The following is an 11833-nucleotide window of genomic DNA, read 5'->3' as shown; positions in this document are numbered from 1 at the left end:
AGTTTGGCCGTATGACTAACTTGGTCGAACGGCCAACTTCGCCTCGTGGAGATCGGCGGCGGGAGGAACTGGTGGCGGCGGGGATCGGCCTGCTCTGTGAGGAGGGCTGGCCCGCCGTCACCACCCGCGCCGTCGCCGAGCGGGCCGGGACCAATCCCGGCCTCATCCACTACCACTTCGGCGGGCTGCCCGGCCTGCACGCCGCCATCGCGCGTGCGGCCGGGGAGCTGGTGATCGGGCCCCTGGTGGCGGAGTTGCTCGGAGCCGTTGACGCGCGGGCGGCGCTGGGCAGGATCCGGGACATGCTGGGAGAGACCACGGGGGACGAGCGGGCCACGCGGCTGGCGGTCGAGGTGATCGCGGGGGCGGCGCGGGATCCGGCGCTCGGTGAGGTACTGCGCGAGCAGCTACGGCAGGCGCGCGGGCAGATCGGCGAGGCGCTCGGGCGGATGTACCCCGAGTGGCCGGCCGAGCGCAGGGCCGGGGCGGCGGTGCTGGTGACGGCGGCCGTCGACGGGCTGATGCTGCACTACCTGCTCGATCCGGAACTTCCCGTGGGCCAGGCCGTGAGCGCGGCGGAGGGGTTGCTGTCATGAGGGTGCTCATCAACGGGGGCGGGGTCGCGGGGCTCACGCTCGCGTACTGGCTGCGGCGCAACGGGATCGAGCCGGTCGTCCTGGAACGCTCCCCGCACGGGCGGCTCGGCGGGTACGGGATCGACTTCTTCGGCACCGCCCACGACGTGGCCGAGCGCATGGGGATCATCGACCGGCTGGTGCCGCGCCAGCTGCCCGTCGACTCGGTCGACTTCGTGGACGCCTCCGGGCGGGCCTGGGCGCGCCTGACCGTTCCCCTGCTCGATCGGGTGATCAAGGGGCCGCGGCTGGGGCTCATGCACACCACGCTCGAAGAGGCCCTGCTGGAGGCGGTCCAGGACGACGTGGAGATCCGCTTCGGGGAGAGCGTCGCGGGTGTGCGCCTCGTGCCCGGCGGCGTGGAGGCCGATCTGGCCTCGGGCGGCACCGAGGAGTTCGACCTGCTGGTCGGCGCCGACGGCATCCACTCCCTGACCAGGGAGCTCGTCTTCGGCGCCGAGGAACGTTTCGCCCGGTACCTGGGCTGCCGGCTGGCCTCCTACCCGGTGCCCGACCGCTACCACCTGGGGCGGATCCGCGCCCACTACACCGAACCCGGGCGCCAGACCGTCGTGTATCCGACCGGGCGCGCGGACGAACTGGCCGCGCTGTTCATCTTCCGTGCGGCGAACGGCGGCGCCGTACCCCGGCAGGAGCGGCTGGACCTGCTGCGCTCCACCTTCGACGGCATGGGCTGGATCACCCCGGCGCTGCTGGAGGACGCGCCGGCCGACGGGGACGTCTTCATGGACACGATGACGCAGATCGTGCTGCCCTCCTGGCACCGCGGCCGGGTGGCGCTGGTCGGCGATGCCTGCGGTTCGATGACCATGCTCTCGGCGCAGGGTGTCTCGATGGCCATGGGCGGGGCGTACCTGCTGGCCGAGGCGCTGCGCGACGAGCGCGAGCCCGAGCGCGCCTTCGACCGCTACGAGCGGCGCATGCGCGGCGAGGTCGCCAAGCGGCAGCGCACCGCGCGGTTGTTCACCAGGACGCTGGTCCCGGCCACGCGGCCACAGCTCGTGGTGCAGAAGGCGGTGACCAGGACGATCACGCGCCAGGCGTTCGCGCCGGTGCTGCGGCGGCAGTTCGGCGCGCAGACGATCCTGGCGAAGCGGGCGGTGCCGCCGACCGGGTGGCGCCGCCGGGCGTGGCGGCTGCCGATCAGCCTGTTCCGCGCGGGGCTGGGCTGGCTGGTGCCGCACCGGATGATGTTGCTGACGCACACCGGCCGCAGCTCGGGGCAGCCGCGCCAGGCGGTGATCGAGATCGTGGCGCGGGACGGCAGGAGCGTGGTCGCGGCGTCGGGGTTCGGCTCGGGCGCCGACTGGTACCGCAACGTGCTGAAGACGCCGGAGGTCACGATCCAGATCGGCGGTCATCCCCGCCCTGCCGTCGCCGTTCCCCTGTCCGCCGCCGAGGGCGCGGACATCATGGCCACGTACGCCGCCCGCCACCCGGCGGCGGCCCGGCGGCTCTGCGCCCTGATGGGGTTCGACGACGTGCTGGACTTCCGGCAGATCGGCGGGCGGATCCCGTTCGTGCGCTTCAGTGCGCCACGTTGACGCGCTGTGACGGGGTGGTCGGGTTCTCCAGCTCGTCCACCAGCGCCACGGCGTAGTCCTCGGCGGTGATGAACGGGCCGACCAGGGTGTCGCCGCCCTTGCGGTAGGCGCCGGTGCGCTCGCCGGGGGCGATCTGGGCGGCCGGGGAGATGTAGGTCCAGCGCAGGTCGTCCGCCTCGGCCCGGATCACGTCGAGCAGCGCGGCCTGCGCCAGCGCCTCCCTCTTGTAGATCTCGGGGAAGTCGGGGGTGTCGACCAGGCGGGCGCCGGGTGCGATCTCCAGGCTGCCCGCGCCGCCGACGACCACGAGGCGGCCGACGCCCGCGGCGCGCAGGGCGGCCAGGACCGCGCGGCCGGCGGCCAGCAGCGGGGCCTCGGGCTCGGTGCCGTCCCTGGGCGGAGCGATGGACAGGACCACCGCGTCCTTGCCCTTGGCCAGGGCGGTGATGGCCGCGACGTCGGCGGCGTGGGCGGTCTGGGTGCCGTCCTTGCCCGAGCGGGTGACGCCGGTGACCTCGTGGCCCCGGTTCGCGGCCTCGGCGGCCACCCGGCTGCCGATCATTCCACTGGCGCCGATCAGCAGGATGTTCATTGCGGACCTCCTCAGTTGCGGTTGCGACTGCGAAGGTATCCATTGGATACTGGTTACTTCAACGTGCCATTGCTACCTTTGGGAAACCATGACGAACGGCGATGCTTTCGACCCGAACTGCCCCACCCGGCTGGTGCTCGACCGGATCGGCGACAAATGGTCGGTGCTGGTCGTGCTGAGCCTGCGCCACGGGCCGAAGCGCTTCACCGAACTGCGCGACATGATCGGCGGGGTGACGCCCAAGGTGCTGACCCAGACCCTGCGCGCCATGGCCGCCGACGGGCTGCTCACTCGGGAGGTGTTCGCGGAGGTGCCCCCCCGGGTGGAGTACACGCTGACCCCGCTCGGCCGGTCGCTGCAGGAGCCCATCCAGGCGATCACCGACTGGGCGGAGCAGTACGTCACCGAGGTCATGGCCGCGCGGGAGAGCCGGCAGGGGCGGGAACGCTGACCCGCCCCCGCCGGGAGTCCTCCGCTACGGGTTGCCGTTGATCAGTGCCATGGCCAGGTCGGGGCTGAACTGCCCGGCCGGCGTGGTCGGCGCGATGCCGCACCTGCCGTCGGAGTCGCCGGGCACCTTGACCCAGTAGTGGTACTCGGCGCCCGAGGCCGGCTTGGCCGGGGCGGCGCCCAGCTTGCGGTTCGGCGGGTTGCACCAGTCGTCCTCGGGCGTGGAGTCGCCGGGGTAGGGGCCGTTGCCGTTGCGGCTGGTGTCGATCACGAACGGCTTGTTCCCGTGGGCGGGCGCCAGCAGGTTCTTGACGTCCGTGCCGTAGGTGGTGGTCTGGTCGGTCCACTTGTAGTTGGAGACGTTCAGCGAGAAGCCGCGGGTGTTGGCGATGCCGGCCTTGCCGAGGCGGGTGACCAGGTCGTTCTTGTTGGTCACCCAGCCGGAATTGCCCGCGTCGAGGTAGACCCAGGCGTTCGGCGCGGCGGCCTTCAGGACCTGGGTCGCGTCCAGGAGGATCCGGTACTGGTCCTCCGGGTCCCCGCCGACCTGCGTCACGCAGGGGGCGGCGGCGACGGCGTCGGGCTCCAGGATCACGACCGCGTGGCGGCTGCCGATCGCCCGCGCGAACGCGGTGATCCACGCGTGGTAGGCGGCCGCGTCGGCCGCGCCGCCGTTGGAGTGGGTGGCGCAGGCGTCACGGTAGGGGATGTTGTACGCGACCAGCATGGGCAGCTTGTCGGCCGCCTGCGCGGCGCCCACGTAGTCGTCCACGGCCTTGGTCAGGTCGCCGAACCAGCCGCCGAACCACATGAAGATCGGCTTGGTGGCGATGCCGTTGTTGATCGCCTCGGCCTTGGCCCGCTGGGCGTCCCAGTTGTTCCTGACCCACACGGCCGGGTTGGACTCGCCGGAGACGAACAGGCCGGTCGGCCGGGTCGCCTGGGTCTCCATGAGCGAGACGTTGTCGAACCACACCGTGGCCGCCCGGTCCTTCGAGCCGACCTGGAACGTCACCTCGACGGTGAGGTCGGAGGCGTCGGCGGGGGCCTTGGCCGTGAAGGTGTACAGGAAGCGCTTGCTCGTGGTCGTGACCGGGAACGTCGTGCCCAGCGACTGGTTCTGGCCCGGCGTCTTGAGGTACTGGACGGTCGTGGCCGGAGTGAACGCCTCCGAGCCCTGGGCGTCGAAGGAGAGCGTGTAGGTCCTGCCCGGCTTCAGCGTGGCGGTGGTGTTGGCCGCCGTCATGGCGTTCCACGGGTCGTTGACCCGGGTCTTGGCCCGGACCTTCATCCGGCCCGCGTCGGCGGTGACCTCGGCCTGGTCGATCTGCTTCCAGCCGGCGACGCCGCCGCCGAACCCGCCGTTGGCGACGAGCTGCGCCGCCGCTGATGCGGGGGTGGGCGCCGTGAGAAGTGCCGCCGCGACGGCGGTCAACGCCACTGCGGCCTTTGCTGCGATAAATCGCACTACATCACCTTTCGTTGGTTCCAGCGGAGTGGGTGTCGGCGGAACGGGTGTCGGCGGAACGGGTGTCGGCGGAATGGGTTTCAGCGGAACGGGTGTCGGCGAAGGCTGTGAGCCATGCCAGGGCGGAGTTCCAGTTGACGGCGACCTCGTTGGTCGCATAGGAGCCGATGTCGTCGATGTAGCACTTGGCGGGGGCGCAGCCCTGGAGGTTGCGCTGGGCGACCGGGTCCTGCAGGCCGCTGTTCGGGCCGCCCGCGAGAGATCCCGGCGCGGGGTACGGCAGCGCCGGGTCGAGCTGGTGCGCCCAGAACCGGTGATGCTGGTTCCGGGCAGCGCGCTCGCCGTAACCGGTCACGTAGGACTGGTTGAGGGCGTTGCGCCCGAGGAGGTAGTCAAGGGATTCGACCGCCGCCTCCCGATATTTCGGGACACGAGTGAGCTCGTAGGCGTAGGCCAGCACCAGCGCCGTGTTGGCCGTCGCACTGCTGGAGCCCCAGACATACATGCCATCGGGCGGCAGGAACGGGTTGGCGTAGCCCTGCGCCCGCAGGTCGGCCAGATGCCGATCGGCCACGCGGGCCACCCGGCCGGTCAGCTTGAGCGCGGCGAGCGGGCCGAGCTTGCCGCGTACCCGGGCCAGTGCCAGGTCGGCCAGCCCGCCGGTGTCCTTCCAGGAGAAGTTCTCCGTGGTCAGACCGGTGGTGACCGCCTTGAGGTAGGAGCGCCGGCCGGTGGCGGCGAACAGCTCGGCCGCCGCCCACGAGAACTCGTCGCTCACCTTGGTGTCGTCGTACGGCCCGCCGCCCACGCTCTCGGCGGGTGCGAACAGGGCCGGGTTCGCGTGCGCCGCGTCCCAGGCCCGGCGCGCGGCCTCCAGGCAGCGGGCCGAGAACGCGCGGTCGAAGCGCTGGTAGACGCGGTGGCAGCGGGCGCCGACCGCGGCCAGGTTCAGGGTCGCTGCGGTGGAGACGGGGAAGAGCAGGCGGGGCTGGGCGTCGGCCTCCGGGCGCAGCGGGAGACCGGTCCAGGCGGCGTCGTGGATCTTGTGGTGGACCATGCCGTCGGGGCGCTGCATGCGCAGCAGGAAGTCCAGCTCCCACCTGGCCTCGTCGAGGACGTCGGGCAGCCTGCCGCCGGACTCGGGGATGGCCAGCCGTACGTCGCCGGACTGCTCGTAGGCGTCGATGAGCTGCCAGGCGGCGAGCGCGCCGTTGACCACGTACTTGCCGTGGTCGCCCGCGTCGTACCAGCCGCCGCGCACGTCCATCCGGTAGTCGCAGGCGCCCGGGGCGCACGGGACGTCGAGGTCGCCCTGGTTGGGGGCGACGCCTGCGTGCCCGGCGGGGCGGGCGTAGGCCTGGCCCACGTGCCCGGCCTCGATGGGGGTGCCGGACCGGTTGTGGTAGAAGTACGCGAGCGCGTCCCTGCGCAGCTTGCCGTACAGGCCCGCGTCGATCTCGAAGGGCTCGCTGACCTCGTCGCCGACGGCGAGGCGGAAGGCGCCCCGCGCCCGATATCTGGTGAAGTCGGCGGTGTGGACGTGGTCCCCCGACATCGCGTCGTCGCCGAAGACCCGCGTGAAGCCGGTGGCGACCGCCCGGCCGGAGGCGTCGAGGAGCCGCCAGGGCAGCGGCGCGCGCGACGGGGTGACGACCGTGGCCCGCTTGGGGCCGCCGGGCAGGTAGCCGAGCTGGTTGACGCGTACCGGCGAGCCGAGGTCGCGCACCCCGCCGGGCGGGATCACGCCGCCGGTGAAGGAGATGTCGTCCAGGCACAGCGTGTACGCCTCGCTCGCGCCGCCCATCTGGAAGGCGATCTGCGACTTGGCCTCGTCGATCGTGGACGTGCCGGTGATCTCGAACGTGCGGGGGGTGGTGGTGACGTCGGCGCCGCCCGCGATCGGGGTGGTGTGCGGCGGCCCGCTCATCTGGGCGATCGCCTTGATCGTGACGTCCTTCGTGGCCACCGCCGTGAACACCAGCTTGTACGGCTGGCCGTTCTCCAGCGGGATGTCGTTCTGGCCGATCATCGAGTCCCAGGGGTTGACCGTGCCGGCGGGCACCTCGGCGCACAGCCGCCCCGCCTCGACCCGGGACGGCGTGGTCTCGCTGCTCCACCACGGCTCCTTGGAACCGCCGCCGAACGTGCCGTTCAGCACGCGTTCGTAGGTCGCCTCGGCCTGGGCGGGAGCGGCGGGCAGTAAGGCCGCCGCCACGGTCAGCGCGCACGCCAGCCGCGATCGAAAAGACATGCCGGACCTTCTCTCGAAGCGGTCCGGCGGCGTCGGCGTGATCTTTACTGACAAGGAGGGTCAGCGTCAAGAGGGAAATTTCCGTTATGCCGGAGACCTTTCACACGGACCGAATCATGGTCTAACGTCATGGGAGCGCTCCCATACGGAGCTAGACACCGGTGCCGGCGGCGTCAAACGCAGGCCCCTCGTCCAGTTTCCCAGAGAGGTACCCCCCGCATGACGACTCACGTTCGCCGCGGACTCTTCGCCGCGGTCACCCTCGCAAGCCTGGTGGCCACGGCCGCCTGCGGCGGCGCCGCCAAGGAGGAAACCCCCCAGGCGGGCGGGAAGATCGAGCTGGTCGTCAAGACCTTCAGCAAGTTCGGCTACGAGGAACTGTACAAGAAGTACGAAGCCTCCCACCCGAACATCACGATCAAGGAAGAGAACATCGCCCAGCTCGGCGACTACCTTCCCAAACTCCAGCAGTGGATGGCCGCGGGCAGCGGCGCGGGCGACGTCGTCGCCCTGGAGGAGGGCATCCTCGTCCAGTTCATGGCCAAGCCCGGCAACTTCGTCAACCTCCTCGACCACGGCGCCGCCCCGCTCCAGGACAAGTTCCTCGAATGGAAGTGGAAGCAGGCCCTCACCCCCGACGGCAAGACGCTGATCGGCCTCGGCACCGACGTCGGCGCCCAGGGCATGTGCTACCGCCGCGACCTGTTCGAGAAGGCCGGGCTGCCGACCGGCCGCGAGGAGGTCGGCAAGCTCTGGCCCACGTGGGCGGACTACACCGAGACCGGCAAGAAGTTCGTGGCGGCCGTCAAGGAGGCGAAGTTCTTCGACTCCGCGGGCGGCATCTTCCAGAACGTCCTCATGCAGCAGGGCGACCACACCTACTTCGACACCGCCAACAAACTCGTCATCGACACCAACCCCGGCGTCAAGACCGCCTGGGACACGACCACGGCCATGGTCGGCGCGGACCTGTCGGCCAAGCTCCAGATGTGGGGCCCGCAGTGGAACGCCGGGTTCAAGAAGGGCTCGTTCGCCACCATCGCCTGCCCGGCCTGGATGCTCGGACTGATCAAGGAGCAGGCCGGCGACGGGCTCAAGGGCCAGTGGGACGTGGCCCGCGTACCCGGCTCGGGCGCGGTGCGCGGCGGCTCGTTCCTGGCGGTGCCCAAGCAGAGCAGGCACCCGAAGGAGGCGGCCGAGCTGGCCAAGTTCCTGACCAGCCCGGAGGGGCAGCTGGCGGCGTTCAAGGCGGAGAACAACTTCCCGTCCTCGCCGCAGGCCATCGACGACCCGGCGGTGCGGGCGTTCACGAACGAGTACTTCAACAACGCGCCGGTCGGCCAGATCTTCGGCGAGTCGGCCAAGACGCTGAAGCCGGTCTACCTCGGCCCCGGCAACCAGGCTGTGGGCGACCGCGTGGGCGAGGCGCTTCTGGCCCTCGAACAGGGCAAACTCGACGCCGCCCAAGCCTGGACCAAGGCCCTCACCGACGCCAAACGCAGCGCGAAATAGCCCGCTTTCTGCCGTGCTTCTGTTTTTTGCGCCATCTGTCGCGCTTCTGGCCGTTGTGCTGCTGTCCGTTGTGCTTCTGTCCGTTGTGCTTCTGTCCGTCTCGCCGCCATCCGTTACGGCTGCGCCACCCCCCACGCCACCCGCCGCCATGGGCTGGCGCCGATCGTGGGGGTCGCTTCTCACGCCGGACGTGGTGCGCGCCGTCACGGCCATCGCCGGCCATCCGAGGGGGCTGAGTCGTGAGTGTTGATCTCGGGGTGAAACCGTCGGCCAGAGGCGGGCACGCCAAGAAGGTTCCCAAGTCCCGTCTCCGGTCGCGCTTTGACCGGAACACCGCGCCGTACCTCTATATCGCGCCCTTTTTCGTGATTTTTGCGTGTTTTGGGCTATTTCCATTGATCTACACGGCTTGGGTGTCGCTGCACAAGTGGGATCTTGTCAGCGGGAACCAGGGGTTCGTCGGGCTCGAGAACTTCGCCGTGCTGTTCGCCGATCCGGACTTCTGGAACGCGGTCGTCAACACGGTCGGGATGTTCCTTGTCGCCGGCGTGCCGCAGTTGCTCATCGCGCTGGTGCTGGCCAGTCTGCTCAACCGGCCGCTGCGCGGGCTGACGTTCCTGCGCATGGGCGTGCTGGCGCCGATGATCACCTCGATCGCGGCGGTGGCGATCGTGTTCTCGCAGCTGTTCTCGCGGGACGCGGGACTGGCCAACTGGGCGATCGGGCTCGTCGGCGTGGAGCCCGTCGACTGGCAGGCCGACAAGTGGTCGTCGTGGACGGCGATCGCGGTCATGGTCGACTGGCGCTGGACCGGCTACAACGCGCTGATCTACCTCGCGGCCATGCAGTCGATCCCGCGCGACGTCTACGAGGCCGCCGAGCTCGACGGGGCCTCGAAGGCGCGGCAGTTCTGGCAGATCACCATCCCGATGATCAAGCCCGCGGTGATCTTCACGGTGATCATGTCGACGATCGGCGGCATGCAGCTGTTCACCGAGCCGCTGCTGTTCGGGCAGGGCGACCTGACCGGCGGCAGCCTGCGGCAGTTCCAGACCGCCGCCATGTACATGTTCCAGCAGGCCTTCGAGGAGTTCGACTACGGATACGGCTCCGCCGTCGCCTGGATGATCTTCGTCCTCATCGTGCTGATCGCGCTGGTGAACTACCTGATCTCCAGGAGGATGAAGTGATCAGGCGGAACAAGCTGGTCTACCTGACCCTGCTCGCCGCGATCGTGATCTCGGTCTTCCCGCTCTACTGGATGTTCGTCATCGCCACGCGGACCAACGACGTCGTCGGCCAGTACCCGCCGCCCATGACGCCGGGCGGGGAGCTCGGCGCCAACGTCACCCGGCTGTTCGAGGCCGAGCAGGCCAACTTCGCGCTCGGCATGCTCAACTCGGCCCTCGCCTCGGTCGCGGTGACGGTCTCGACCGTGTTCTTCTGCTCGCTGGCCGGGTTCGCCTTCGCCAAGCTGAAGTTCCGGGGGCGCGGGGCGCTGCTGGTGATCGTCCTGGGCACGATGATGATCCCCGTCCAGATGGGGATCATCCCGCTCTACATGGTCATGGTGGAGCTGGGCTGGCAGAACACCATGCAGGCGGTCATCGTGCCGTTCCTGGTGTCGGCGTTCGGGGTGTTCCTGATGCGGCAGTACGCGATCAGGGCGGTGCCCGACGAGCTGATCGAGGCGGCGATCGTCGACGGGAGCTCCAGCTTCCGCGTCTACTGGAGCGTCGTGCTGCCCGCGCTGCGGCCGGGCGCGGCCGTGCTGGCGCTCTTCACGTTCATGGGGACCTGGAACGAGTTTATCTGGCCGAGGGCGGTGCTGGAGGCGGACAACCCGACCGTCCAGTTCTCGCTCAGCCAGCTCGCCACCGAGTACTACACCGACTACACGCTGATGTTCGCCGGGACGCTGGTGGCGACGCTGCCGCTGCTCGCCGTCTTCATCGTCTTCGGCCGCCAGATCATCGGCGGCATCATGGAAGGAGCCGTCAAGGCATGAGCAGTTCGTTTCTCTGGGGTGCGGCGACGTCCAGCTACCAGATCGAGGGCGCGTTCGCGGATGACGGCAGGGGGCCGTCCATCTGGGACACCTTCAGCCGCACGCCGGGCAAGGTGCGCGACGGTGAGAACGGTGACGTGGCCTGCGACCACTACCACCGCTACCTCGACGACGTGCGGCTGATGGCGGGGCTCGGGTTGCGGGCCTACCGGTTCTCGGTGGCGTGGCCGAGGATCGTGCCGGAGCGGGGAGTGGTGAACCAGGCGGGCCTGGACTTCTACCGGCGCCTCGTGGACGCGCTGCTGGAACGTGGCATCACGCCGTGGCCGACGCTCTACCACTGGGATCTGCCGCAGTACTTGGAGGACGCGGGCGGGTGGCCCAACCGCGACACCGCCTACCGGTTCGCCGAATATGCCGACATCGTGCACACGGCGTTGTCTGACCGGGTGGAGAACTGGACCACGTTGAACGAGCCGTGGTGCTCGGCCTTGCTCGGGTACGCCAACGGTGAGCACGCGCCGGGGCGGGCCGAGCCTGAGCAGGCGGTGAAGGCCGTGCATCATCTCCTGCTGGGGCATGGGCTGGCCGTACCACTTTTGTCCGGAAATATCGGCATCACCTTGAATATGTCGCACGTGACGCCCGCCACGACCTCGCCCGCCGACGTGGACGCCGCCCGCCGCATCGACGGCATCCAGAACCGCCTGTTCATCGACCCCGTCCTGCTCGGCGCCTACCCCGAGGACGTGCTGGCGGACCTGTCCCACCTCAGCGACTTCAGCCACGTGAAGGACGGCGACCTGGCCACGATCTCCCGCAAGATCGACATGCTGGGCATCAACTACTACTCCCCCGCCCTCGTCGCCGCCGCAGACCCCGTCCCCTCCGGCACCACCCCGTGGATCGGCGCCGAGTCGGCGCACTGGGTGGACGGCGGCCGCCCCCGCACCGGCATGGGCTGGGAGATCGACGAGAACGGCCTGCTGGACCTGCTGCAGCGGGTGGTCAAGGACTATCCCGCGATCGACCTCTACATCACCGAGAACGGCGCCGCCTTCGCCGACTCGGTCAGCTCCGGCGGCGCGGTCCACGACCCGGAGCGCATCGACTACCTGGAGCGGCACATCTCCGCCTGCGCCGAGGCGGTGAACAGGGGCGTGCCGCTCAAGGGCTACTTCGCCTGGTCCCTGCTGGACAACTTCGAGTGGGCCCACGGATACGGCCAGCGCTTCGGCATCGTCCACGTGGACTTCGGCACGCAGAAGCGCACGCCGAAGGACTCCGCCCTCTGGTACGCCGCCCGCATCCGCAAGGGCCTGCTTTGACCGCCGCTCGGACGGGAGGCCGGA

10 protein-coding genes are annotated in these 11833 nt (G+C 69.9%); 7 read left to right on the top strand and 3 right to left on the bottom strand.

Annotated features, from left to right (window positions below; genetic code table 11):
* The first annotated feature begins 11 nt into the window (after positions 1 to 11).
* Together ACFWYW_RS04250 and ACFWYW_RS04245 are read left to right on the top strand one after the other, a co-directional pair.
* Positions 12 to 596 carry a TetR/AcrR family transcriptional regulator gene (locus ACFWYW_RS04250; RefSeq protein WP_379609595.1) on the top strand — a complete coding sequence of 195 codons (585 nt, stop codon included), beginning with the start codon at positions 12 to 14 and terminating at the stop codon, positions 594 to 596.
* The gene (locus tag ACFWYW_RS04245; RefSeq protein WP_379609594.1) at positions 593 to 2200 is read left to right on the top strand and encodes a nitroreductase family deazaflavin-dependent oxidoreductase; all 1608 of its coding nucleotides are present in this window, start codon (positions 593 to 595) and stop codon (positions 2198 to 2200) included. The genes ACFWYW_RS04250 and ACFWYW_RS04245 overlap by 4 nt, the downstream gene beginning before the upstream one ends.
* Here the strand turns inward: ACFWYW_RS04245 and ACFWYW_RS04240 are convergent.
* The gene (locus tag ACFWYW_RS04240) at positions 2184 to 2792 is read right to left on the bottom strand and encodes an NAD(P)-dependent oxidoreductase (RefSeq protein ID WP_379609593.1); all 609 of its coding nucleotides are present in this window, start codon (positions 2790 to 2792) and stop codon (positions 2184 to 2186) included. The two genes, ACFWYW_RS04245 and ACFWYW_RS04240, sit on opposite strands and share 17 nt — an antisense overlap.
* Positions 2793 to 2880: 88 nt before the next feature.
* Here ACFWYW_RS04240 and ACFWYW_RS04235 point away from each other — a divergent pair, with 88 nt between their 5' ends.
* Positions 2881 to 3243 (top strand): winged helix-turn-helix transcriptional regulator, encoded by a 363-nt coding sequence (locus ACFWYW_RS04235; RefSeq protein ID WP_379609592.1) that lies wholly within the window; start codon positions 2881 to 2883, stop codon positions 3241 to 3243.
* A gap of 24 nt (positions 3244 to 3267) precedes the next feature.
* On the opposite strand, the gene ACFWYW_RS04230 is transcribed toward ACFWYW_RS04235, so the two are convergent.
* Together ACFWYW_RS04230 and ACFWYW_RS04225 are read right to left on the bottom strand one after the other, a co-directional pair.
* The gene (locus ACFWYW_RS04230; protein WP_379609591.1) at positions 3268 to 4710 is read right to left on the bottom strand and encodes a glycoside hydrolase family 6 protein; all 1443 of its coding nucleotides are present in this window, start codon (positions 4708 to 4710) and stop codon (positions 3268 to 3270) included.
* Positions 4711 to 4714: 4 nt separating this feature from the next.
* Positions 4715 to 6961: a glycoside hydrolase family 9 protein gene (locus ACFWYW_RS04225; protein ID WP_379609590.1), complete on the bottom strand. Its 2247-nt coding sequence runs from the start codon at positions 6959 to 6961 to the stop codon at positions 4715 to 4717.
* 219 nt (positions 6962 to 7180) lie between these two features.
* On the opposite strand from ACFWYW_RS04225, the gene ACFWYW_RS04220 reads away from it, so the two are divergent.
* The 4 genes from ACFWYW_RS04220 to ACFWYW_RS04205 all read left to right on the top strand — a co-directional run bounded on the left by ACFWYW_RS04220 (position 7181) and on the right by ACFWYW_RS04205 (position 11809).
* A complete protein-coding gene (locus ACFWYW_RS04220; protein ID WP_379609589.1) occupies positions 7181 to 8473 on the top strand; it encodes an extracellular solute-binding protein in 1293 nt (430 codons plus the stop codon).
* 413 nt (positions 8474 to 8886) lie between these two features.
* Positions 8887 to 9663 carry a carbohydrate ABC transporter permease gene (locus ACFWYW_RS04215; protein WP_379609588.1) on the top strand — a complete coding sequence of 259 codons (777 nt, stop codon included), beginning with the start codon at positions 8887 to 8889 and terminating at the stop codon, positions 9661 to 9663.
* Positions 9660 to 10481 (top strand): carbohydrate ABC transporter permease, encoded by an 822-nt coding sequence (locus ACFWYW_RS04210; protein WP_379609587.1) that lies wholly within the window; start codon positions 9660 to 9662, stop codon positions 10479 to 10481. The genes ACFWYW_RS04215 and ACFWYW_RS04210 overlap by 4 nt, the downstream gene beginning before the upstream one ends.
* Positions 10478 to 11809 (top strand): GH1 family beta-glucosidase, encoded by a 1332-nt coding sequence (locus ACFWYW_RS04205; protein ID WP_379609586.1) that lies wholly within the window; start codon positions 10478 to 10480, stop codon positions 11807 to 11809. The genes ACFWYW_RS04210 and ACFWYW_RS04205 overlap by 4 nt, the downstream gene beginning before the upstream one ends.
* Positions 11810 to 11833: the final 24 nt, after the last annotated feature.

This window comes from Nonomuraea sp. NPDC059023 (assembly GCF_042740095.1).
GTDB lineage: Bacteria > Actinomycetota > Actinomycetes > Streptosporangiales > Streptosporangiaceae > Nonomuraea.
This window is presented reverse-complemented; position numbering and strand designations above follow the sequence as displayed.